General features: G+C 63.0%; 23 protein-coding genes and 1 pseudogene. 11 read left to right on the forward strand and 13 right to left on the reverse strand.

All coding sequences use genetic code 11. The annotated features are described in order from the left end of the window. The first annotated feature begins 106 nt into the window (after nucleotides 1-106). Together NKJ93_RS03820 and NKJ93_RS03825 are read left to right on the forward strand one after the other, a co-directional pair. Complete coding sequence (locus NKJ93_RS03820) at nucleotides 107-616, forward strand: GNAT family N-acetyltransferase (RefSeq protein WP_352495812.1); 510 nt, start codon at nucleotides 107-109, stop codon at nucleotides 614-616. Further along, nucleotides 613-1,632 carry a histone deacetylase family protein gene (locus NKJ93_RS03825; protein WP_352587684.1) on the forward strand — a complete coding sequence of 340 codons (1,020 nt, stop codon included), beginning with the start codon at nucleotides 613-615 and terminating at the stop codon, nucleotides 1,630-1,632. Before NKJ93_RS03820 ends, NKJ93_RS03825 begins: the two co-directional genes overlap by 4 nt. An 18-nt stretch (nucleotides 1,633-1,650) precedes the next feature. Here the strand turns inward: NKJ93_RS03825 and NKJ93_RS03830 are convergent. After that, nucleotides 1,651-2,917 (reverse strand): annotated as a pseudogene (locus NKJ93_RS03830) (cysteine desulfurase-like protein). 48 nt (nucleotides 2,918-2,965) lie between these two features. Then, nucleotides 2,966-4,033: an aldo/keto reductase gene (locus NKJ93_RS03835; protein WP_023717412.1), complete on the reverse strand. Its 1,068-nt coding sequence runs from the start codon at nucleotides 4,031-4,033 to the stop codon at nucleotides 2,966-2,968. Nucleotides 4,034-4,418: 385 nt separating this feature from the next. Here NKJ93_RS03835 and NKJ93_RS03840 point away from each other — a divergent pair, with 385 nt between their 5' ends. Beyond that, a complete protein-coding gene (locus NKJ93_RS03840; protein ID WP_023674744.1) occupies nucleotides 4,419-4,583 on the forward strand; it encodes a hypothetical protein in 165 nt (54 codons plus the stop codon). A gap of 52 nt (nucleotides 4,584-4,635) precedes the next feature. Here the strand turns inward: NKJ93_RS03840 and NKJ93_RS03845 are convergent, their stop codons facing one another. Continuing rightward, a complete protein-coding gene (locus NKJ93_RS03845; RefSeq protein WP_023717410.1) occupies nucleotides 4,636-5,142 on the reverse strand; it encodes a DUF1993 domain-containing protein in 507 nt (168 codons plus the stop codon). A gap of 123 nt (nucleotides 5,143-5,265) precedes the next feature. Between NKJ93_RS03845 and NKJ93_RS03850 the strand changes: the two genes are divergently transcribed. Further along, entirely contained in the window at nucleotides 5,266-6,297 is a 1,032-nt protein-coding gene (locus NKJ93_RS03850) for a DUF1176 domain-containing protein (protein WP_023717409.1), read from the forward strand. Here NKJ93_RS03850 and NKJ93_RS03855 read toward each other — a convergent pair. From NKJ93_RS03855 to NKJ93_RS03885, 7 genes are read right to left on the reverse strand one after another with little or no spacing between them, the layout of a single operon-like run. Next, nucleotides 6,294-7,211 carry an alpha/beta hydrolase gene (locus NKJ93_RS03855; RefSeq protein WP_084642439.1) on the reverse strand — a complete coding sequence of 306 codons (918 nt, stop codon included), beginning with the start codon at nucleotides 7,209-7,211 and terminating at the stop codon, nucleotides 6,294-6,296. The genes NKJ93_RS03850 and NKJ93_RS03855 overlap by 4 nt on opposite strands. A 32-nt stretch (nucleotides 7,212-7,243) precedes the next feature. Continuing rightward, a complete protein-coding gene (locus NKJ93_RS03860) occupies nucleotides 7,244-8,854 on the reverse strand; it encodes an NTP transferase domain-containing protein (protein WP_352495811.1) in 1,611 nt (536 codons plus the stop codon). After that, the gene (locus NKJ93_RS03865; RefSeq protein WP_352481162.1) at nucleotides 8,851-9,555 is read right to left on the reverse strand and encodes an XdhC family protein; all 705 of its coding nucleotides are present in this window, start codon (nucleotides 9,553-9,555) and stop codon (nucleotides 8,851-8,853) included. Before NKJ93_RS03865 ends, NKJ93_RS03860 begins: the two co-directional genes overlap by 4 nt. 6 nt (nucleotides 9,556-9,561) lie before the next feature. Further along, nucleotides 9,562-9,900, reverse strand: a complete 339-nt coding sequence (locus NKJ93_RS03870) for an XdhC family protein (RefSeq protein ID WP_023717405.1) — start codon at nucleotides 9,898-9,900, stop codon at nucleotides 9,562-9,564. Nucleotides 9,901-9,925: 25 nt separating this feature from the next. After that, complete coding sequence (locus tag NKJ93_RS03875; RefSeq protein ID WP_352481164.1) at nucleotides 9,926-11,170, reverse strand: vWA domain-containing protein; 1,245 nt, start codon at nucleotides 11,168-11,170, stop codon at nucleotides 9,926-9,928. A gap of 4 nt (nucleotides 11,171-11,174) precedes the next feature. Beyond that, the gene (locus tag NKJ93_RS03880) at nucleotides 11,175-12,104 is read right to left on the reverse strand and encodes an AAA family ATPase (protein WP_352587687.1); all 930 of its coding nucleotides are present in this window, start codon (nucleotides 12,102-12,104) and stop codon (nucleotides 11,175-11,177) included. 31 nt (nucleotides 12,105-12,135) lie between these two features. Continuing rightward, on the reverse strand, nucleotides 12,136-12,630 hold the full coding sequence (locus tag NKJ93_RS03885) for a flavin reductase (RefSeq protein WP_352587690.1): 495 nt from the start codon (nucleotides 12,628-12,630) through the stop codon (nucleotides 12,136-12,138). A gap of 180 nt (nucleotides 12,631-12,810) precedes the next feature. On the opposite strand from NKJ93_RS03885, the gene NKJ93_RS03890 reads away from it, so the two are divergent. Beyond that, a complete protein-coding gene (locus NKJ93_RS03890; RefSeq protein ID WP_023717401.1) occupies nucleotides 12,811-13,884 on the forward strand; it encodes a branched-chain amino acid ABC transporter substrate-binding protein in 1,074 nt (357 codons plus the stop codon). Then, nucleotides 13,884-14,903, forward strand: coding sequence for a P1 family peptidase (locus NKJ93_RS03895; RefSeq protein ID WP_352481167.1), 1,020 nt, complete (start codon nucleotides 13,884-13,886; stop codon nucleotides 14,901-14,903). The genes NKJ93_RS03890 and NKJ93_RS03895 overlap by 1 nt, the downstream gene beginning before the upstream one ends. Nucleotides 14,904-14,932: 29 nt before the next feature. On the opposite strand, the gene NKJ93_RS03900 is transcribed toward NKJ93_RS03895, so the two are convergent. Then, nucleotides 14,933-15,187: a DUF2171 domain-containing protein gene (locus NKJ93_RS03900; protein ID WP_254817658.1), complete on the reverse strand. Its 255-nt coding sequence runs from the start codon at nucleotides 15,185-15,187 to the stop codon at nucleotides 14,933-14,935. A gap of 247 nt (nucleotides 15,188-15,434) precedes the next feature. On the opposite strand from NKJ93_RS03900, the gene NKJ93_RS03905 reads away from it, so the two are divergent. From NKJ93_RS03905 to NKJ93_RS03920, 4 genes are read left to right on the forward strand one after another with little or no spacing between them, the layout of a single operon-like run. Continuing rightward, complete coding sequence (locus tag NKJ93_RS03905) at nucleotides 15,435-16,160, forward strand: DUF2259 domain-containing protein (RefSeq protein ID WP_352587692.1); 726 nt, start codon at nucleotides 15,435-15,437, stop codon at nucleotides 16,158-16,160. A gap of 11 nt (nucleotides 16,161-16,171) precedes the next feature. After that, nucleotides 16,172-16,672, forward strand: coding sequence for a hypothetical protein (locus NKJ93_RS03910; RefSeq protein WP_031193518.1), 501 nt, complete (start codon nucleotides 16,172-16,174; stop codon nucleotides 16,670-16,672). Nucleotides 16,673-16,731: 59 nt separating this feature from the next. Next, nucleotides 16,732-18,039: an adenylosuccinate lyase gene (purB, locus tag NKJ93_RS03915; protein WP_352587695.1), complete on the forward strand. Its 1,308-nt coding sequence runs from the start codon at nucleotides 16,732-16,734 to the stop codon at nucleotides 18,037-18,039. Continuing rightward, nucleotides 18,039-18,611, forward strand: a complete 573-nt coding sequence (locus tag NKJ93_RS03920) for an RBBP9/YdeN family alpha/beta hydrolase (protein WP_352587698.1) — start codon at nucleotides 18,039-18,041, stop codon at nucleotides 18,609-18,611. The genes purB and NKJ93_RS03920 overlap by 1 nt, the downstream gene beginning before the upstream one ends. 1 nt (nucleotide 18,612) lies before the next feature. On the opposite strand, the gene NKJ93_RS03925 is transcribed toward NKJ93_RS03920, so the two are convergent. Beyond that, nucleotides 18,613-19,425 (reverse strand): VOC family protein, encoded by an 813-nt coding sequence (locus NKJ93_RS03925; protein ID WP_352587701.1) that lies wholly within the window; start codon nucleotides 19,423-19,425, stop codon nucleotides 18,613-18,615. 271 nt (nucleotides 19,426-19,696) lie between these two features. On the opposite strand from NKJ93_RS03925, the gene NKJ93_RS03930 reads away from it, so the two are divergent. Then, nucleotides 19,697-20,245, forward strand: a complete 549-nt coding sequence (locus NKJ93_RS03930; RefSeq protein WP_023717392.1) for an RBBP9/YdeN family alpha/beta hydrolase — start codon at nucleotides 19,697-19,699, stop codon at nucleotides 20,243-20,245. Here the strand turns inward: NKJ93_RS03930 and NKJ93_RS03935 are convergent. Then, the gene (locus NKJ93_RS03935; RefSeq protein WP_352587704.1) at nucleotides 20,242-21,015 is read right to left on the reverse strand and encodes an HpcH/HpaI aldolase family protein; all 774 of its coding nucleotides are present in this window, start codon (nucleotides 21,013-21,015) and stop codon (nucleotides 20,242-20,244) included. The two genes, NKJ93_RS03930 and NKJ93_RS03935, sit on opposite strands and share 4 nt — an antisense overlap. Between the last annotated feature and the right edge of the window lie 86 nt (nucleotides 21,016-21,101).

Here is a 21,101-nt window from a genome sequence, read left to right on the forward strand (position 1 = left end):
CCTGCAACGTTGGTGAATGGCGAAACCCGGCGCGACATCCAATCTCCCCCCTTGAGGGGGAGATGTCCGGCAGGACAGAGGGGGGTGCCTGGGCGCCCTGCCTGCCGTGAGTACGCCATCCACAAACGTGCTTATCCGCCCCGGCCGGGTGGAGGACGTCGAAACCATCCACGCCGCACTCCTACGGCTCGGCGCGCATGTCGGCGCACATCAGGAGATCACCTCGACAGCTGCGGATCTCCGCACCTATGGATTTGGCGAAAAGCCTGCCTTCTCGACCTTGATCGCCGAAGTCGGCGGCGAATTTGCCGGGCTTTGCCTGCATTTTCCGATCTTCTCGACATGGATGGGACGACCCGGCGTCTATGTGCAGGACCTCTACGTCGAGGACCGGTTTCGCGGCCGCAGGATCGGCGAGCGCCTGCTGCGCCGGGTGGCGGCGCAGTGCCGGAAGGCAGGCGGCGTCTATCTCAGGCTGTCCGTCGATACCGACAACGAGACCGCCAAGGCTTTTTACGAACGGTTGGGCATTGCCTGGTCGAGCTACGAGCAGGTGCAGAAGATCGTCGGCGACGCCTTTTTCGCCTTCGCCGATGCACCGGAGGAGCCAACATGAAAGCCTTCTATGCCGAAGAACAGAAGCGCCACGACCCGAAGGCGTTCCTCTCAAGCGGCGCGCCGCAGCCCAATCCGGAAAAGCCGGAACGGGTCGAGCGATTGCTAGCCGGCGCAAAGGCTGCCGGCTGCACGATCGAACGGCCGCGGGATCACGGGCTCGGCCCGATTGCGGCGGTGCATACGCCCGAATATCTCGATTTCCTCCAGCATATCTTCGCGCGCTGGCAGCGCATCGAGGGTGCCTCTGCCGAGGTCATTCCCAACATCCATCCGATCGCGCGGCACGGCTCCTATCCTGCCTCGGCAGTCGGCCAGGCCGGCTACCACATGGCCGACACCGCCGGCGAGACGTGGCAGAGCGCACTGTGGAGCGCCTGGAGCGCGGTTGAAGCAGCCGAGGCGGTGATGTCGGGCGTGCCTTCAGCCTATGCGCTCTGCCGTCCGCCCGGCCATCACGCCTTTGCCGAGGTCGCCGGCGGCTTCTGCTTCATCAACAATTCGGCGGTCGCCGCACGGGTTCTGCGCAAGCAAGCGGCGCGGGTGGCGATCCTCGACGTCGACCTGCATCACGGCAATGGCACGCAGGGCATCTTCTATGCCCGGCCGGACGTGCTCACCGTGTCGCTGCATGCCGACCCGGTGCGCTTCTATCCGTTTTTCTGGGGCCATGCCGACGAGCGCGGCGAAGGCGCCGGCCTCGGCTACAATCTCAACCTGCCGCTGCCGCGCAAATCCGGCGACGCCGCATTCCTCGAAGCACTGGACGTGGCTTTCCAGCGTATCCGCGCCTTTGCGCCAGAAGCGCTGGTGGTGGCGCTCGGCCTCGACGCCTTCGAGGGCGATCCGTTCGGTGGGCTGTCGGTGAGCACGCCCGGTTTCTCGCGCATTGGCGAGGCCATCGCCGGTCTCGGCCTATCGACAGTCATCGTCCAGGAAGGCGGCTATCTCTGCGACGAGCTCGGCGACAATCTCACCGCCTTCCTCACCGGTTTTGGCGGCGCCCACAAGCGATGATCGGCCCGCGAGGCGCGCTCAGGATCGTTCCTGCCTCAGCATGGCGACAACGCGGTGCACACTCTCCAGCGTCTCGTCGATCTCGGCTGAAGTGTTGTAATGAGCGATGCCTATGCGCACGACGCCCTGGTCGGCCGGAATGCCGAGCTGGTGCACAATCTCCCAGGCGTAGTTGTGGCCGGACCATAGGAAGATGTTTTCCGCATTCATCTGCCGCACGATCGCCTCCGGCACGATGCCTTGGACGGTGAAGGACACCGTCGGCACGCGCTCATTGATCCGCTTCGGATCGGTGATGCCGTGGATGGTCAGGCCGGCAATATCCGACAGACCGTCGATCAGCCGTTGCGCCAGCGGGTTCTCGTAAGCGATCGACAATTCGAAGGCCTTGGTTATTTTCTGGCGGCGCGATGCTTGATCGCCGGCCGCCGCGCCCAGCTCGGCAAGATAATCGACCGCCGCCGACAGGCCGGCCATCAATTCAATTTGCGGCGTGCCGAGCTCGAAGCGCTCCGGCAAGGCATTGGACGAGCAACGGCATTTGTACGGCTTCAGCGCATCGACGACGTCCAGCCTGCCCCACAAAATTCCCATATGTGGGCCGAAGAACTTGTAGGCCGAGCAGATCAGGAAATCACAGCCGAGATTTTGGACGTCGATCAGGCCATGCGGGGCGAACTGCACGGCATCAACGTAGACCAACGCACCGGCCTGCCTGGCAGTGCGGGTCAACGCCTTCACCCGGTTGATCGACCCCGGTGAGATTGCTGGCGTAGTTGAGCGCGATGAGCCGCGTCCTCTCGGAAAGCAGCGCGGCGAGCGCCGCCTCCTCGATCTGCCAGCTCTGCTGGTCGAAAGGTAGCCAGCGCACGACAAGGCCAAGGTCTTCAGCCAGTTGCAGCCAGGGTGAGATGTTGCCCTCATGGTCCATGCGGGTGAGGATGATCTCGTCGCCGGGTTTCATCGTACGGCCAAGCGTTCGCGACATGTGGTAGGTCAACGTCGTCATGTTGGCGCCGATGATGATTTCCCGCGGACTTGCCGCGCCAAGGAAATCCGCCATCGCCAGATGGGCCTCGTCGACGATGTCTTGTGCCGCGATGGTGGTCTCGAAGAAGCCGCCGAGATTGGCATTGGTGGTCAGCAGGCAGCGTGACACCGCGTCCGCCACCGCCTGCGGCACCTGCGTGCCGGCAGGATTGTCGAGATAGATGCGCCTGCGGCCCTTGTCGGTCAGCGACAAGGCCGGAAATTTTGCGCGCACCGCGTCGATCCGGAAGTCCATGGCTGTTCCCCTCCCCTTATGATCATCGGACGATCACGTCTCGACGCCTCACGGGCACGGATTGCCGACGCGCTGGTGGATCGCATCGACGGCTTTCTGCATGTCCTCGGTCCAGACCACGTTGGCGGAAGAGAGCGCCATTTCGAGTTGCGAAATGGTGGTGGCACCGATGATGTTCGAAGTGACCAAGGGCCGGTTCGAGACATAGGCATTGGCAAACAGGGCCGGCTCCATGCCGAAGGTGCGCGCCAACCGGTTGTATTCGAGCTGCACTTCGGCAGCATTCGGCGTCTCGTAGCGCTGGCCGCGGTTGAACAACTGCGAGCGCGAGCCCTGCGGCCGCGCGCCATGATCGTATTTGCCGGTCAAATAGCCTTGCGCCAGCGGCGAATAGGCAAGCAGCGACACCTGCTCGCGCTCGCAGACTTCGGCAAGGTTCACCTCGAAGGTGCGGTTGACGAAATTATAGGCGTTCTGCAACGAGACGACGCGCGGGCCGAGGCCCTTGTCGGCTTCGGCAATGAAACGCATGACGCCCCAGGAATTCTCGTTCGACAGGCCGAAGTGGCGGATCTTGCCGGCCTTCACCAGCTCGTCGAACACACCAAGCGTCTCGGCGATCGGCGTCTCGCCCTCCGGCACGCCGGCGGCATCGGAGCGTCGCGGCACGGCGCCGATGCGGTTCGGATTGGCGCCCCACGGTACGTCGCGTTCCGGCCAATGGATCTGGTAGAGATCGATGTAATCGGTGTTGAGCCTGGCGAGTGACTTATCAATAGCGTCGAAGATGTCGGCGCGCACCAGCTTCGACGGGCGGTCGCCGCGAAACCAGGTGTTGGCGGTGCGGCCAACCACTTTCGAGGCGATGATCACCTGGCCGCGATTGCGCTTCTCCTTCATCCAGTTGCCGATGATTGTCTCGGTGCGGCCCTGCGTCTCGGCCTTGGGCGGGATCGGATAGAGTTCGGCGGTGTCGATGAAATTGACGCCGCGCGCAAACGCCAAATCCATCTGAGCGTGACCGTCCGCCTCGGTGTTCTGCTGGCCCCAGGTCATCGAGCCGAGGCAGATCTGCGACACGAAAAGATCGGTCTGGCCGAGGCGGCGTTTGTGCATGGAGGTTCTCCGGCGGGAATTTTGCGCGGCTGCGCGAGGAGGAAGCAATAGCATACAGGAAAGCGCCGGCCGCTTCCAAGCCCGCCGCCGGCAGGCCAGGCGACTTTCCCAGGATGCCGGCGAACGGGGTTTATCCCCACGGCCAATAAAAAGCCGGACTGCATGTGCATGCAGTCCGGAAGTTCGCCAGGAATGGCGAGGAAAAACCGGCCAAATGCCGGCACTGACGCATACGGTCGAAGTGCCGCAGAAGTTTCGCCGGACCAGCCGAATTATGTCAAAAAAGATCGGGGCAGCATGGCTGCCATGCGAATGCTGCACTGCACAATCGTCATGATCCGCCTATATTGAAGGCCGCGGAGGTTTCAATAGAGGGGCTTGAATCATGGGATTCTTCACTGAAATGTTCGCCCGTCCGCGTCCGCGGGAACAGCTGCGCTATCGCGCGGCACTGGCGCTACTCCATTCGATGAGCAATGCCGATCGCGCCGATATCGGGGTCAAGCCGGCCGATTTCCCACGCATCGCCCGGGAAATGTCCTTGCGCTAAACAGTGCACCGCGAGATATCCCGGCGCGGCCGGGATATCTCCTGAGCGAATCTCAACGCAATCCGAGGAAGATCGACTTGCCCAATGGCACGCCGTTGTGGCGCAGGATGTCATAGGCAGTGGTCAGGTGGAAATAGAAATTGGGCATGGCGGCATGCAACAGATACTGCATTCCTGGCATCGAAACCTCGCGTCCCGCAAGCCTCAGTTCGACCATCCTGTCATCTGAACCATCGAATTCGGCCGCCGAAAATGTCGCGAGATGAGCCAATGTCTTGCTAAGGCGGGCCTGCAGATCGGCGAAGCTCGCCTCATTGTCCTCGTATTTTGGCACCTCACGCCCGGCCAGCCGCGACGGCGCGCCCTTGGCGTGATCGGTGGCAATCTGTACCTGCCTGGTCAGGGCGAACATGTCCGGCGCCAGCCTCGCCGTGAGATACACCTGCGGATCGATCTTCCGGTCAGCCGCATTTTGCTCGGCAATGCTCAGGACGTTGGCCAGTGCCTTCAGCCTCGCCGAAAATACCGGCACGGATGCTTCATACATTGATATGGTCACAAGAAATCTCCACGCGGCCCGACTGCCGACGGCGAGAGGTAGCGCTTTCGCACGCGATTGTTCAAGCGTCACCACGTCGCCGCAATCGATATGATAGGATTTTTCATCGAGTGGAGGTTCCCGATGAGACGCGCCCTTTTCGCAACGGCTGCTTTTATCTCTCTTGCCGGCCAATCGGCGCTCGCCGCAGACGCGCCTTATATCGACGACAGGTCGAATGCCGAAGCGGTCATCCGGTCGCTTTATAGTGCCATCAGCCGGCACGAATTCGCGCGCGCCTGGGACTATTTCGGCGACACCAAGCCGGCCAAGGATTTCAACTCCTTCGTCAAAGGCTATGACGGCACCGACACGGTCGACGTAAAAACCGGTGGTGTGTCCGAAGACGGTGCTGCCGGCAGTATCTACTACAGCGTTCCGGTCGCCATCCGGGCGACAGCCAAGGACGGCAGCGAAAATGTCTTTGCCGGCTGCTATACGCTGCGCCAGATCAACGCCTCGATCCAGGAACCGCCATTTCGCTCGATCTTCATCGACAAGGGTGCGCTGAAACCGTCAAAGGCCGATTTCGAGGATGCCGTGCCGGCAAGCTGCGGCGAAGGACCGCCGCCGCCGAAGAAGGACGCAGCGCTTGAGCAGGCCAACAGAGCGTTTGCCACGACTTATGGCGACCAGTGCGACAAGGATCTTTTGGCGCAGGAGCCGGACATTTTCTCGATCCACTATAAGGACAAGGATGCGGCTGCCAGTGATCCCGAAAGGGAAACGCGGCTTTTCCACTTCTCCTGCTCGGCCGCGGCCTATAACGAAAGCTCTATTTATTACATGAGCGACGACGTGCTCGGCGTCAGGCAATTGCAGTTCGCCGAACCCGAAATGGACATTCGCTACGAAAACAACGACAGCGAAGGCAAATTGCTGGGCATGACCATAGTTGGCTTCCAGACCTCCGGCTGGGCAACCAATTCCGATTACGACGAAGAGACCAAGACGATCGCTACGTTCAACAAATGGCGTGGCATCGGCGATGCCTCTTCATCGGGGACATATCTGTTTCGCAACGGCGATTTTTCCCTGGTCCAGTACGACGTCGACGCGTCTTACGACGGCGAGGAAAATCCGCAGACGGTCGTCGACTACAACACCGCGCCCTAGGGGGCCTTCGATAACATCCAGTTGAGTGTACCCCGCCAGTCGGTCATGCGGATTGGCGTGCCATGCGTGCCAGTTTCAAAACGGACGAAGCGGGTCGGATAGGTTCTCGATTTGGCTAGGATCGATCGGAAGAAGCCTTCCTGTTTCTCGATTGGAAACACCGGGTCCTTGCTACCCTGGCCGAAGAAGACCGGCACACGACGCTTGAATGCGGGGCTTGAGAAGAAACTCTCATCCCACAGCGAGCCGAGCAGCAGCAGCCCGTCGATGCGCCCGCCGGTGTCCTTGCGATCGGCCAGCTTCCAGCATAACGAACCGCCCATCGAGCCACAGGCGACGAAGATTTTTGCGCCCGGCGACTGCTCGGCATAGTGGCCGATCAACGCAGCGATCTGGGCGGCACCGGTGTCGCCGAAGTCGGAAAAATCCGGCGACAGATAGAGGCCGCCATTGCCGGCCATCAGGTTCTTGATGCGGTTGAAATTGCCGCCAAAGGTGATGTCGTCGGTGCCCTGCTTACGGCTGCCGCCCTGCCCGTGCAGGTAAAGCACGATGATGCTGGCGCCCCCGACTTTGCCGACGGCAATGTGGCGGACATCTCCAGCGTCGGTCTTCAGCAACAGATCCTGCTGCACCTTGCGCACGCCGGTATCGGTGTATTGCGCGTGCACACGACGCTCAGGCACTTCGTCACGGGCGTTGATGTCGCGCAACTCACGATAGTCGATGACCGTATAGGCGCCGTTGTTTTCGGATGAGAGCGTCGCCGGATAGGCGAACAGATCATCCTTGAAGGGTTTGAGTTCGAGAGCGTTGGCGTAGGCGGCACAAGAGAGCGACAAAAAAATCGCGATCAGCAGGGCCGGGAGGCCAGAGGGGGGCAAGCGGAACCGGAAGCAAGAACGAAAGGCCATCCCGCAGCCATGCGTTTTTCGGCTTCGGTTTGTCAATCCTGCAGCACGCCGCCGGCGCTTTCCAGCGCCTCGCGCGTGTCGACATCGACGGCCGCCCCTTCGCCGATCTCGACATCGATGACGTCGAGCCCTTCGGCCTCGACCAGATGACGGGCACCGGTATCGCCTTCGAGGTGAGCGATGGCGGCGAACAGCGAGCGCGGCAGCAGCACCGGGTTGCCGCGCCGGCCATTATGAGAGGCGCGCACCACCGATCGCCCTTCGGACTTGCGGAACGCCTCGATCAGCCTGTCGAGGTCGGCCGAGGCGACGCCCGGCATATCGCCGAGGACGATCAGGGCGCCGGCGGCGTCGCCAGAAACCTTGGCGATGCCTGCCTTCAGCGACGAAGACAGACCCTCGGCGAAATCCGGATTGTCGGCGAAGGTCACATCCATGCCCGACAGTGCGCTGCGCACGCGCTCGCGCTCGTGGCCGGTGACGACGATGGTGGCCGCGGCTTTCGAACCGACCGCGCGTTCGGCGGTGCGGCGGACCAGGGGCTTGCCGTCGAACAGCGCCAAAAGCTTGTTCGGCCCGCTCATGCGGCTGGAGCGGCCGGCCGCCAGAAGCACCGTCTCGACCCTTGGTTCTGCTTTGGCCGGCAGCGGCTCGCGCGGCTGCGGCCGCGTCGGAATTTCCATCAGCAGCCCGCCAACGCCCATGCCGGCAATATCCCTGGCGGTCACGTCGAGACCAGCAATCAGCCGGTCGAGCACCCAGTCGAAGCCGTTCTCCTTGGGGCTACGGGCGCAACCGGGCGCACCGATGATGCGCTTGCCGCCTAGATTGCCGAGCACCAGCAGATTGCCAGGATCGACCGGCATGCCGGCGCGAATGACGGTGCCGCTTGCCCTTTCGATGGCGGCGGGCACGACGTCGCCGAAATCGGCCATCGCCGAGGCGCCGAAGATCACCACCATATCGTTGTCGCGGATCAGCGAGGCGGCAGCCTCGGCGACGGGGCTGACCTCATGCGGGGTTCGACGCTCCGTCGTCAGCCGGCTGCCCGAACGCGCCAGGCGCGCTTCGGTGACGCGCAGCGTCTTGTCGAGCACGCTCGGCTTGATGCCGGGCAGCACCGTCTGGATGAGGCCGACGCGCACCGGCTGATAGGCGTTGACCGCAAAAATCTCGCCCTCGGCGCAGATCCTTGCCACCGCATCGACCAAAGCGAAGGCGACCGCAAACGGAATGATTTTCACCGTCGCAACCATCTGACCTTTTTCGACCGGCGCATGCTGCGCCAGCGTGGCGATGGTAATCGTCGGATCGACGGCATTGATGGCGTCGATCATCGCCGCGTCGACGGTGAATATGCCGGCAGCCTGCGCGTGGAGGTTGACCCTGCCGGTCGCAGCGCGCTTCGCCTCGATGTTGCGATGGATCATATATGCGGCGAGCTTTTCGGCCGCGGCATCCTCGCTGAGATCATCGGGCGCCAACACCGCCGCGACGACCTCGGAAATCCCGGAGGCCTTCAACAGGGACACATCCTCGGCGCTTAGCCTGTGCGCCTTGCGGAAGCGGCGCTCTCCGGCTGTGGTGGCGTGCGCCAGCACTGCCCCTTCGGCCGCATCGATCGGAACGGGACCAAATTTCACGCGACCGCGCCTTTGGATTCGAGGCCGCGAGAGCGAAAGGCGTGGATCGCTTGCGCCAACACCGCGACGGCGATCTCGGCCGGGCTGGCAGCCCCAATGTCGAGGCCGATCGGTGCATGAATGCGGGCGATCTGGTCGGCGGTCGCGCCCAAAGCCAGCAAGCGTTCGACGCGTTTCGCATGGGTCTTGCGACTGCCAAGCGCCCCGACATAGAAGCAGTTGGCGTCGAGCGCCGCCTTCAGCGCGAAATCGTCGATCTTCGGATCATGAGTGAGGGCAGCCAGCGCGGTATAGCCGTCGAGCGGCTGACGCTTCAGGACATCCTCCGGCCATTCGGCATGCAGCGCGATGTCGGGAAAGCGGTCGGACGTGGCAAACGCCGTGCGGGGATCGATGATCTCGACGGGATAGCCGGCGATCCTGGCCATCGGTGCAAGCGCCTGGCTGATGTGGACGGCGCCGATCACCACCAGGCGTGGCTGCGGCAGATGTGCGTTGAGGAAGAAGGCCCGTCCCTCAGCTTCGACCGACCCGGAATTGCCGGTGCGGAATGCCTTGGCGATGGCTGCCCCGAGTTCGCCGGCAACCTGGTCGCCCTCGCGCACGATACGGTCCCGGCCGTCACCAAGATCGGTTACCAAAATCGCCGCGCGGCGGGCACGACGTTCGGCGTTGAGTGTCTTCAGCGCGTAAGGATCCATCGACAATCAGCCCAATCTTTCGACATAGACCTTGATGCGGCCGCCACAGGACAGGCCGACCTGCCACGCAGTCTCATCGGCGACCCCGAACTCCAGCATCTTCGCCTTGCCGCTATCGATGACGTCGATTGCTTCGGTCACCACTGCGCCTTCGACGCAGCCGCCCGAAACGGAGCCATGGAAATTGCCTTCGGTGTCGATGACCAGATGGCTACCGACCGGCCGCGGTGCCGAACCCCAGGTTTCGACCACGGTGGCAATGGCGACGTCCTTGCCGTCCTTCATCCAGCCCTCCGCGATGATCAGCGGGTCGCGGGCTTCATCGAGATAGACACTGTGTTCCATGATTTTCTCCCTGGGAGACATGTGGTTATGCGACGCGCTTCGCGCCAGCCTGGATCCACCGGCGCGGGTCGACCGAACGCACCGAATTCTTGTCCAGCGACGCACAGAGATCGGCGAGCGCGTCGAGATTGTGCACCGAACGGAATTCGTCGACATGCGGCAGCATCGCCCTGACGCCGCGGGCGCGCGCCTCGAAGCCGTCGAAGCGCAGCAGCGGGTTCAGCCAGATCAGCCGCCGGCAGGATTTATGCAGCCGTTCCATTTCCTCCGACAGGCCGGCGACCTCGTCGCGCTCCAGCCCATCGGTGATCAGCAGTACCACCGCGCCTTGCCCCAGCACGCGGCGCGACCAAAAACGGTTGAATTCTGCCAGCGTATCGCCGATGCGCGTGCCGCCCGACCAGTCCTTTACCGCGGCAGAACAGTCGGCGAGTGCGGCATCGGGATCGCGATGCCGCATCTGACGGGTCAGATTGGTAAGCCTGGTGCCGAAGACGAAGGCGTGCACGCGCCGGCGCTTTTCCGTCAGCGCATGCAGGAAATGCAGGAAGATCCGCGTGTACTGGCTCATAGAACCGGAAATGTCGGCAAGCACCACCAGCGGCGGATGGACTTCGCGGGGCGAGCGGAATTTAGGCAGGATCAACTCGCCGCCGGTGCGCGCAGCCGAGCGCATCATGGCGCGCGGATCGATACGGCGGCCATGCGCATCGGCTTTGAAACGCCGCGTCCGAACCATGTCGAAGGGCAGCCGCAACTGGGCGATCGCTATCTTGGCGTCGGCCATCTCGGCGGCGTTCATCTGGGCAAAATCCTTGCCTCTCAGCACCTCGTTGCCGGAGAAGGTGAAGCGCGCGTCGACCTCGATCTCGGGAACTTCCTGCGCCGGCTGGTTCTTCTGGTGACCCTCGAACATCGCCTGGCTGACGCGGTTCTCGGCCGCGCGGGGTTTTTGCTTCCCTTTGTTGTCGGGAGCGATCGGCGAAAAGATCGCCAGCATCTTTTCGATCAGCTCGTGCGACTTCCAGAACAGCCGGAAGGTCTCGTCGAAGGTGGCGTGATCTTCGTGCCTCGAGACCAGCACGGCGTGCAGCGTCCAGTAGAAATCGTCACGCGAGCCGATGCCGGCAGCGAGCACTGCCTCGATGGCGTCTTTGACCGAGGCCGGTCCGACACGCATACCGGCCTTGCGCAAGGTGCGGGAGAAATAGACGACGTTGTCGGCGATCCGCCCGTCCGCCGTTGCCTCTTTGGGTTCCGCACGCGGCATCGCCCTACTCCGCCGCCGACAGCTCGGCCTTGACCTCGTTGAGGATGCGCCGGCCTTCGCCCTCACCGATGCGGGCAATATCGTCCTGGTATTTCAGCAGCACGCCAATCGTGTCGGAAACCGTCTCAGGGTCCAACGCCACCTTGTCGAGTTCGGTCAGCGCGCCGGCCCAGTCAATGGTCTCGGCGACGCCGGGCACCTTGAACAGCTCGATCTGACGCAGCTTCTGGATGAATGAAACGACCTCGGCCGAAAGCCGGCTGTTGGCCTGCGGCACCTTTCGGCGCACGATCTCAAGCTCGCGCTCGGCATTGGGATAATCGACCCAGTGATAAAGGCAGCGCCGCTTCAGCGCGTCGTGGATCTCGCGCGTGCGGTTGGTGGTGATGATGACGATCGGCGGCTCCTCCGCCTTGATGGTGCCGAGTTCGGGCACCGTCACCTGGAAATCGGAGAGGATTTCGAGCAGGAATGCCTCGAAGGCCTCGTCGGTGCGGTCGAGTTCGTCGATCAGGAACACCGGCGCGGCGCCCGCCTTGCCAGTCAGCGCATCGAGCACCGGGCAGCGGATCAGATACTTTTCGGAAAAGACGTTGCGTTCCATGTCGGAGCGGTCGACCTTGCCGGCCGCCTCCTCCATGCGGATTTCGATCATCTGCGCGGCGTAGTTCCACTCGTAGACGGCAGACGAAACATCGAGCCCTTCATAGCATTGCAGGCGGATCAGCCTACGGCCGAGCGCCTCGGCCAGCACCTTGGCGATCTCGGTCTTGCCGACGCCGGCCTCGCCCTCAAGGAAAAGCGGACGCTTCATGCGCAGCGACAAAAACAGCACAGTCGCCAGCGACCGGTCCGCCACATAATCCGCACCGGTCAACAGATCGAGCGTCTCGTCGATGGTCCGCGGCACGGGGCGCGATTTCAGCTCGGTCATTTGATCTCCGTGGACGCGGCCATCAAAGCCTCTACAGAGCGTGGTAGCTGCGGTCGTGATAGATCAGCGGCCGCAAATTATCGCCGATGCGCAGGCCTGTCACCTTGCCAAAAAGCACACGATGTGTGGCCAGATCCTTGGTGTCGATCAGCTCGCAGTCGAAGACGGCGAGCGCGCCCTTCAACGTCGGCGCACCGGTCGAGATGACGTCCCATTCGGCCAATGCGAAACGCTCCTCGACCGGCAGGCCGGTGATGCCGGAAAAGCCGATCGACAGCGGCTCCTGATCCGAAGCCAGCGTGTTCAGGGCAAATTTGCCGTTTTTCACAAACGGCTCGTTCTTGGGATTTTCACGATTGAGGCAGACCAGGATGGTCGGCGGTGTGTCCGACACCGAGCAGGCCGCGATCACCGTCGCGCCACGCTTGCCGGCCGGGCCATCAGTGGTGACCACATGCACATGGCCGGCAAAATGGGCCATAGCGTCGCGGTAGGCCTGCGGCCCGATTTCATTCTTCTTCAGCACCGATGATTTTCCGTTAGTCAGAACCAGCCGTTATATATGACCGCATATTGCATGCCACAAGCGAAGTGCTTGAGCTATATCCCGAATTCGCGTGTTGCGCCAAAGCTGGCCAGCCTTTAGGTCTTGACGGCATTGGCGCCGGCAAAACACGCGATCGGCGCGGAGGAATTCTTCGCTCGCATGCGACCTTGGACAACCACGATAGCGGTGCTGGCCTGGCTCTCGCTCGCCGGTAGTGCGAGTGCCGAGACGCTGCTGATCGGCGTCGCGGCGCCTTTGTCGGGGCCGTCGGCGATCCTCGGCAAACAGATCGAGGCAGGCGCGACAATGGCGGCTGAAGCGAGTGATACCGAGATCAGGACGATCGATGACGCCTGCACGGCCGCTGGCGGCGTTGCCGCCGCGCGGGAATTCGCCGCGGCCAAGGTCAAGGTCGTCATCGGTTTTCTGTGCACCGACGCAATCGAGGCGGCTCTGCCGATCCTCAAGGATGCCGACATCCCGGTGATCACCGTCGGCGTGCGCACGGAAAGCCTGACCGACCGGCGCGCCAAGACGGGATGGCCGATCTATCGTCTCGGGCCGCGCGGCGACGACGAGCGCAATGCCGTCGCCGCCACCCTCACCCGCCTATGGCAGAACGAGCTGTTCGCTATCGTCGACGATGGCACGATCTATGGCCGCGAAATGGCCGAGACGTTTCGGTCTGCCGCCGAGCAGGCGGCATTGAAGCCAGTGTTCGTCGACACGTTCCGGCCGCAGCTCGACAACCAGATCGGCCTGATCGGCCGACTGAAGAAAGCCGGCGCAACGCATGTCTTTGCCGGTGGTGACGGCGATGATGTCGCCATTATGGGCCGCGACGCCGGCCAGCTCGATACCGGCATGGTGTTTGCCGGCGGTGAAGCGCTGCGCGCGCCGCTCGGCGACGTGCCTTACGCCGTCGGCACGCTAATGATCGCGCCGCCCGAATGGGTTGACGTCGCCGACCCCAAGGTGCTGCAAAGCTTTGTCGCACAAAACATCGTGCCGGATGGTTATACGCTTCCCGCCTATGCCGCGGTCGAGATCGCCCGCGAGGCCTTTGCGGCTTCCGAAACCTCCGGCAAAAGCCTGGCTGACCTGCTTACTGGACATGACTTCACTACGGCGATCGGGCCGATCCGCTTTGACGAGAAAGGCGACCTGACGCAAAATCCTTATCGCGCCTACCGTTTCGACGGCGGCCGTTTCGTGCGGGCGGAGAGCCAATAATGTTCCATACCGGTCCGCGCAATCTCATCACCGACGTTGCCGGCTTGCGGGTTGGCAATGCGGCGAATGCCAAGCTGAAATCCGGTGTGACCACTGTCATCTGCGACGAACCGGCCGTGGCCGGCGTGCAAATCCTGGGCGGTGCGCCGGGCACCCGCGAAACCGACCTGCTCGAGCCGCACAATTCAATCCATGCCATCCACGCCGTGGTGCTTTCGGGCGGTTCGGCCTTTGGCCTCGACGCCGCGTCGGGGGTACAGGCGGCATTGCGCGAAAGAGGCATCGGCGTCGAGGTCGGCGGCTTTCGCGTGCCGATCGTGCCGGCGGCGATCCTGTTCGACCTGCGCAATGGCGGCGACAAGGATTGGGGCCGGTATCCGCCTTACCGCGACCTCGGCTACGAAGCCGCGCAAGCCGCCGCGATAGACTTTGCGCTCGGCACCGCCGGCGCGGGTGCCGGCGCGCTGAGCTCCGGTCTGAAGGGCGGGCTCGGCTCGGCCTCGACAATGCTGGACAGCGGCGTCACCATCGGCGCGCTCGCCGCCGTCAACCCGACCGGCTCGGTGACGGTCGCCGGGACCCGCCATTTCTGGGCGGCACCGTTCGAGATCGGCGACGAGTTCGGCGGCTTAGGCTATCCCCACCCGATGCCTGACGGTGCCAGAAAGATCCTGCTGAAGTTCCGTGACAAGCATGCCGCAGAGCAGGCGGAAACCGGCGCCAACACGACCATCGCCGTGATCGCCACTGATGCGGTCCTCACCAAGGCCGCCGCCAAACGCCTGGCGATATCAGCGCATGACGGCTTTGTCCGTGCCATTTGGCCGACGCACACGCCCGCCGACGGCGATCTGGTCTTCGCGCTGGCAACGGGCAAGAGCGGCATCGAGCTCGGGCCCAACGATGCAATCGATCTCTACGCAGCTGCCGGCGCGACGATGGCGCGCGCCATCAGCCGCGGCGTCTTTGCCGCGACGCCGGCCGAGGGCGATCTCTTCCCGGTCTGGTCGTCGCGCTGAACGCGCCAACGCTGTGGTCGGGCGACCGATCAGGTGGGGTCGGATTTTTCTTCCTCGAACGTGACCGCAACATCCGAGTTTGCCGACAGGCGCACCTTCTGGCCCTCGACCTCGGCGACGAGGCTGAGAGGAATGAAGTGGTGATGGCCCCTGTGAGCGCCCTCGCCGCTGTCGCGCTTGGTCAGCTTGATGCGATCCCCGTCGACCTTGTCGACGGTGCCGACATGGACGCCGTCGGCGCCGATCACTTCCATACGTTCGCGGATCTTGGCTGCATCGGTCATGGGGGTCTCCCTTAGGGCGCCGCGCGTCCTTTGGACGCGCAAAGGATGCTCTAAACATTTTGAATCAATGCATCGTGCCTTCCGGAAATAGATTCTGATTTTGGGAAGGCACGATGGGATGAAGATGCCGACAATAACAAAAGACAGCCGGATTGGATGCATCGACTTCGTGTTTCAGTTAGCACGATCTTTTGACAGCATCGTGATAGGGAATTTAACGACGTCGACTGCCTGAACGGAAAGCCCCATGCGAAATCTTGCCCTGTTTGCCGTCTGCCTGTTCGCCCAGCTTGCAACTTTGGTCGCCGCCTACGCAGGCGATGTCGCCGAGCTTGAGATCCTCGGCTTCAGCAGTGACGGCGGCATCTTCGCCTTCGAAGAATATGGCGTCCAGGACGGATCGGGATTCCCGTATGCCAACCGCTATTACATCAACACGGCCGACGACAATTTTCTCAAGGGCTCGCCGATCCGTATCCGGCTCGACCACGAGAATGCCACCGTGGACGCAGCGCGGCTGCAGGCCCGGCAAAAGGGCGAAGCGATCGTCAGTCAGGCGGAACTCACGGCAAATCGCGGCATCACCGCCGGCTTCAACCCGGTGACCGAGCTTTCTGCCGACCCCTTCCGCATGGTGGTCAATCCGCGCCCGATCTTTTCGCCGGTCGACGAACCGCTCGAGTTCCGGCTCGACCAGATCGGCATGAACGACACCGAACGCTGCCAGAGCCAGGGCGAGATCAATGGCTTTCGCCTGCTGCGCATCGAAGCGAGAGACGGCAGCCTGACGAGGATTATTCACGAGGACAAATCGATCCCGCAAAGCAGAGGCTGTCCGAATGGGTACCAGATCGGCGCGGTCCAGACATTTTCGCTGGATAGCCTCAGCGCCTATGCCGTGCTGATCGCGGTGCGCCAATACGGCTTCGAAGGGCCGGACTATCGCTGGATCGCGGTAACCGGTCGCCTGTGACGTTCCCCGCCATGCGCTATCGCGCTCTGCGCCGTCTCCGCCGCTCCTTGCCGCCGCTGCGCACCGCTTTTGTCGGTGCCTTGTTGTGGGCCATGGCGATGGGCGCCAGCGCGCTGCTCAATCTGCAGCTGTACGATTGGGAGACCCCGGCGAAGGTCCGCTTCGTCTCGCTGCTTTATGCTGCCGGCGGCGCGCTGGCCTTCCCGGTTGGGCTGTTTCTGGCGCGACTCGTCTCCCTCGGACGCAACTGGGAGATCGCCCTCGCTGCCGCCTTCGTCTGCCTTCTCACCGTGACTATCGCCTTCACCGGCGGCCTCTTTGGGCTGCAATACCGCTCCTACTATGTCCAATGGCATGCGCCCGCGCTCACCATCACCTGGGTTTTCCAGTTCGTGTTCACGATGTTGACGGCGCTCTACCAGTTCGTCGTCCTCGGCATCCGGCTGTATTTTCCGCTCGGTTTCATTGCGCTGGCTGTCGCCAGTGTCTGGTTTGCGCGCCAGCAACGTTGAGCATTTTGCTTGCCTCTGTTAGGACGCGGGCAAATGCTCTTGCAAGTCAGGACCGACTGATGATCCCTCGCTACTCCCGGCCGGAAATGGTGGCCATCTGGTCGCCCGAAACCCGGTTCCGCATCTGGTTCGAGATCGAGGCCTACGCCTGCGACGCATTGGGCGAGCTCGGCGTCATCCCGAAGGAGGCCGCCAAGACCATTTGGGAGAAAGGCGGGGCGGCGAAATTCGATGTCGAAGCCATCGACGAGATCGAACGCGTCACCAAGCACGACGTCATCGCCTTTCTCACCCATCTTGCCGAATTCGTCGGGCCGGATGCCCGCTTCATCCATCAGGGCATGACATCCTCCGACGTTCTCGACACCTGTTTTGCCGTGCAGCTCACCCGGGCCAGCGACATCCTCCTGGCCGACATTGACGGGCTGCTTGCGGCGCTCAAGCGCCGCGCCTTCGAGCACAAGGATACGATTACCATCGGCCGCAGCCACGGCATCCATGCCGAGCCGACCACTTTCGGCGTCAAGCTGGCGCAGGCCTATGCCGAATTCTCGCGCTGCCGCGAGAGGCTGGTGCACGCACGCGAGGACATCGCCACCTGCGCCATCTCGGGTGCGGTCGGCACCTTCGCCAATATCGACCCCTATGTCGAAGAATACGTGGCCAAGAAACTTGGGCTGAAGCCCGAGCCGGTGTCGACGCAGGTGATCCCGCGCGACCGCCATGCGATGTTCTTCGCCACGCTCGGCGTCATCGCCTCGTCGATCGAGCGGCTGGCGATCGAGATGCGCCATCTGCAGCGCACCGAGGTACTGGAGGCGGAGGAGTATTTTTCGCCCGGACAAAAGGGCTCGTCGGCGATGCCGCACAAGCGCAACCCGGTGCTGACCGAGAACCTCACCGGCCTTGCTCGCATGGTGCGCTCCTTCGCGCTGCCGGCAATGGAGAATGTGGCGCTGTGGCACGAGCGCGACATCTCGCACTCGTCGGTCGAGCGCATGATCGGGCCCGACGCGACGGTGACGCTCGATTTCGCGCTGTCACGGCTGACCAGCGTCATCGACAAACTGCTGGTCTACCCCGACAACATGCTGAAGAACATGAACAAGTTCCGCGGCCTCGTGCATTCGCAGCGCGTGCTGCTGGCGCTGACGCAAGCCGGCATTTCGCGTGAGGAAGCCTACCGGCTGGTGCAGCGCAATGCCATGAAGGTGTGGGAGCAAGGCGCTGATTTCCTTGAGGAACTTTTGGCCGACAAGGACGTTGTTGCAGCCCTGCCTGAGGCCGAGATCCGCGAGAAATTCGACTTGGGCTATCATACCAAGCATGTCGACACGATCTTCAGCCGAGTGTTCGGAGAAGCCTGATGATTTCGGCGGCCGGAGATTTCGATTTTCTTGCCCTGCCCGGCCGCGGCAATTCCGGACCGGATCATTGGATGTCGCATTGGTGCAGGGTGCTCCCCAATTCGAGCCGCGTGCTGCAGGCAGAGTGGGACCGGCCGAAGCCTGAAGACTGGATCGGCCAGGTGGATGCTGCGATGGCCGCCGCACCGCGCCGCATCGTGCTGCTTGCACATTCGCTGGCAGTGGCGACGGCGGTGAAGTGGGCTTCCGGGGCCAGTCAAAGCCAGCTCGACAAGGTCGCGGCGGCGTTCCTGGTCGCCGCGACCAATGTCGAGGATACCGATCCCTCATTCGACGCGGTGCGCCCGTTCGCGCCGATGCCGCTGAAGCGCCTACCCTTCCCGGCATTGGTGGTGGCGAGCCGCAGCGACCCGCGCGTCACCTTCGACAAGGCGACCGCTTTTGCCGCAGCCTGGGGCGCGGATATCGCCGATGCCGGCGATCTCGGCCATATGGGAAACGAGGCCCGCCTGGGCGTATGGCCAGCGGGCCTGCTGATGCTAGGACGCTTACTCGAGAAGGCTAACCTCTAGCCTACGCCTTACCGGGAACCGTCCTTATCACTGTGCCCCACGGATCCTCGCGGGTAGTGTCGCTCGCGGCATTGTCCGAACGCATCTCGACCCAGGCCAGGCCGGAGCGGGAGGGATCTCGGCGACCGGCACCCGGGCTCTGCCACGCATTTGCGCCAATGTGGTGATGATAGCCGCCGGACGACAGGAACACCGCCGCGCCACCATATTTTGCCACCGTGTCGAAACCGAACTCCTGGTGCCACCATGCTTCGGCTTCTTCCGGCCTGCCGACCCGCAAATGGACGTGGCCGATAATGCTGTTTTCCGGCGCGCCCTGCCAGCCGGTGTCGCCGGCCGGCACTTCGGCAACCACCGAAGGGATGTTCAGCCGCTCCGTCGCCATCGCGATCTTGTCGCCGTTCCATTTCCAGTCCTGCGGACGGCGGTCGGCATAGATCTCGATGCCGTTGCCTTCCGGGTCGGTCAGATAAAGCGCCTCGCTGACCAGATGATCGGACGCGCCCTCGATGCCAATCTTGCCGGCGATGGCGTGATTGATCCAGCGGCCGAGATCGGCCCGGCTGGGCAGCAGGAAGGCGGTGTGGAAAAGACCGGCGCTGCGCGGGTCATCGGGTTTCGCAGCCGGATCCGCTTCGATGTCTAGCAAAGGACGATTGACTGCGCCGAGCGTGATCGTGCCGCCGGCGCGGCTCAGTTCCTGCAGGCCGACGACCTTGCGATAGTAAGCAGCGAGATTTTCTGCATCCCGCGCCCGCAAGCCGACGCGGGCAACGCTGACCGGGGTCGTCGCGGCAAAAGGCAGTTCGCTCATCAAAGTGCTCCGTTCAGGCGGCGCTCGACAAGCTTCCGTCAGAGGAACCCGGCGCCATCAATCATTCTAAGCCGTGTCCGTGCCAAAATCTCGGAACAGCCATTCTTTCCTGGCGACAGATCGTCCATCGCGGTCGTTCACACAAGAGCGCAAGAAGCGAACATGGTGTTCACAATAGCGAGCAGAACCGGGCTCGTGAGAGGCCGTTTGCGTGTGGCTGTTGAGTTCATACCTGGTTGCACCCGACAGCGCCTCTCGCTACATGCGCGCCATGAAAGTCAGGGAAGCAGATATTCTCATCGTGCCGGGCTACACCAATTCCGGCCCCGATCATTGGCAGAGCCGCTGGCAGTCGAAACTATCGACGGCGCGCCGCGTCGAACAGGCGGAATGGTCGAAGCCGGTGCGCGAGGATTGGACGGCGGGTGTCGCCAAGGCGGTTAACGAGGCCGAGCGGCCGGTCGTCATCGTCGCCCATTCGCTTGGCGTCGCCGCGGTCATCCAGGCCTTGTCCCGGTTCGAGCGGCCGGTCGCCGGCGCTTTTTTCGTGGCGCCGCCCGATGTCGCCAATCCAAAGATAAAGCCGAGGCACCTGATGACCTTCGGTCCCTATCCGCGTGACCCGCTGCCGTTTCCGTCGGTGGTGATCGCCAGCCGCAACGACCCGTTCTGCGCCTTCGGCGTCGCCGAGGACATTGCCGCGGCTTGGGGCTCGCTGTTCATCGACGCCGGCGATGCCGGCCATCTCAACGCGGATTCCGGCTTTGGCCCCTGGCCCGAAGGGTCGATGACGTTCGCGAAATTCCTGACGGATCTCTAGGAAGCGATTGAACCCCTGACGCTGCTCAGCAGGGTCTTTGCCCCAAGCGAAATCAGCGAATGCTCGGAACCCATCGCCAGCAGCCGGTAACCCATCGACACCACGCGACCGGCGATGGCCGGTTCCATCACATAGATCGCCGCATGCTTGCCGGCTTTGCGGGTGCGCTCGGCGATCGAGGCGACGGTCTCCATCATGCTCTCCAGCGTCGAACTGACGGTGGTGCCCTTCGACCAGGCGATCGAGAAATCCGACGGGCCAAGGAATATACCGTCGATGCCCGGCGTGTCGAGGATGCCGTCGAGTGCATCAAGCGCGGCCCGCGTTTCGACCATGGCGAACGCCATGGTGCGCTGGTTGCTGTCGCGCAGCCAGTCGGCATAGTCGCCCTTCCCATGGCGCGGAAAAGCATAGGTCGGGCCCCAGGAGCGCTCGCCGAGTGGCGGGTATTTCATGGCGACGGCAAACAGCTTTGCGTCCGCCACCGAATTCACCATCGGGGCGATCACAGCCTCGGCGCCGAAGTCGAGCGCGCGGCTGGCCATGTCGAAGCGGCCGACCGGGATGCGCACCAAAGCCGGCTTGTTGACGGCCAGCACCGGCACAAGCCCGCGCAGCACGCTGTCCTCGTGATGGCCACCATGCTGCATGTCGAGCGTAACCGCGTCGAACCCTTGTCTGGCCAGTATCTCGACCGTCAAGGCATCCGGCACGCCGGACCATGCAGTGAACAGCGTCTCGTCGGCCGCAAGGCGTGACTTCAGGGACATTGGTGATTTCCTCTTTGGCTGCAGCAATTCAGCCGGAAATGACCGTAAAGGCAAAGAAAAACCGCCCGGTTAGGCCGGGCGGTCGA

Source organism: Mesorhizobium sp. M0028, from assembly GCF_040323855.1.
Lineage (GTDB): Bacteria > Pseudomonadota > Alphaproteobacteria > Rhizobiales > Rhizobiaceae > Mesorhizobium.

Coding starts and splice junctions, on each gene's coding strand:
- NKJ93_RS03930 (WP_023717392.1), top strand. CDS start 19,697: ATGAAAGTCAGGGAAGCAGATATTCTCATCGTGCCGGGCTACACCAAT.
- NKJ93_RS03890 (WP_023717401.1), top strand. CDS start 12,811: ATGCGACCTTGGACAACCACGATAGCGGTGCTGGCCTGGCTCTCGCTC.
- NKJ93_RS03895 (WP_352481167.1), top strand. CDS start 13,884: ATGTTCCATACCGGTCCGCGCAATCTCATCACCGACGTTGCCGGCTTG.
- NKJ93_RS03925 (WP_352587701.1), bottom strand. CDS start 19,425: ATGAGCGAACTGCCTTTTGCCGCGACGACCCCGGTCAGCGTTGCCCGC.
- NKJ93_RS03865 (WP_352481162.1), bottom strand. CDS start 9,555: ATGGATCCTTACGCGCTGAAGACACTCAACGCCGAACGTCGTGCCCGC.
- NKJ93_RS03875 (WP_352481164.1), bottom strand. CDS start 11,170: ATGCCGCGTGCGGAACCCAAAGAGGCAACGGCGGACGGGCGGATCGCC.
- NKJ93_RS03825 (WP_352587684.1), top strand. CDS start 613: ATGAAAGCCTTCTATGCCGAAGAACAGAAGCGCCACGACCCGAAGGCG.
- NKJ93_RS03910 (WP_031193518.1), top strand. CDS start 16,172: ATGCGCTATCGCGCTCTGCGCCGTCTCCGCCGCTCCTTGCCGCCGCTG.
- NKJ93_RS03920 (WP_352587698.1), top strand. CDS start 18,039: ATGATTTCGGCGGCCGGAGATTTCGATTTTCTTGCCCTGCCCGGCCGC.
- NKJ93_RS03855 (WP_084642439.1), bottom strand. CDS start 7,211: ATGGCCTTTCGTTCTTGCTTCCGGTTCCGCTTGCCCCCCTCTGGCCTC.
- NKJ93_RS03840 (WP_023674744.1), top strand. CDS start 4,419: ATGGGATTCTTCACTGAAATGTTCGCCCGTCCGCGTCCGCGGGAACAG.
- NKJ93_RS03835 (WP_023717412.1), bottom strand. CDS start 4,033: ATGCACAAACGCCGCCTCGGCCAGACCGATCTTTTCGTGTCGCAGATC.
- NKJ93_RS03900 (WP_254817658.1), bottom strand. CDS start 15,187: ATGACCGATGCAGCCAAGATCCGCGAACGTATGGAAGTGATCGGCGCC.
- NKJ93_RS03905 (WP_352587692.1), top strand. CDS start 15,435: ATGCGAAATCTTGCCCTGTTTGCCGTCTGCCTGTTCGCCCAGCTTGCA.
- NKJ93_RS03870 (WP_023717405.1), bottom strand. CDS start 9,900: ATGGAACACAGTGTCTATCTCGATGAAGCCCGCGACCCGCTGATCATC.
- NKJ93_RS03935 (WP_352587704.1), bottom strand. CDS start 21,015: ATGTCCCTGAAGTCACGCCTTGCGGCCGACGAGACGCTGTTCACTGCA.
- purB (WP_352587695.1), top strand. CDS start 16,732: ATGATCCCTCGCTACTCCCGGCCGGAAATGGTGGCCATCTGGTCGCCC.
- NKJ93_RS03880 (WP_352587687.1), bottom strand. CDS start 12,104: ATGACCGAGCTGAAATCGCGCCCCGTGCCGCGGACCATCGACGAGACG.
- NKJ93_RS03850 (WP_023717409.1), top strand. CDS start 5,266: ATGAGACGCGCCCTTTTCGCAACGGCTGCTTTTATCTCTCTTGCCGGC.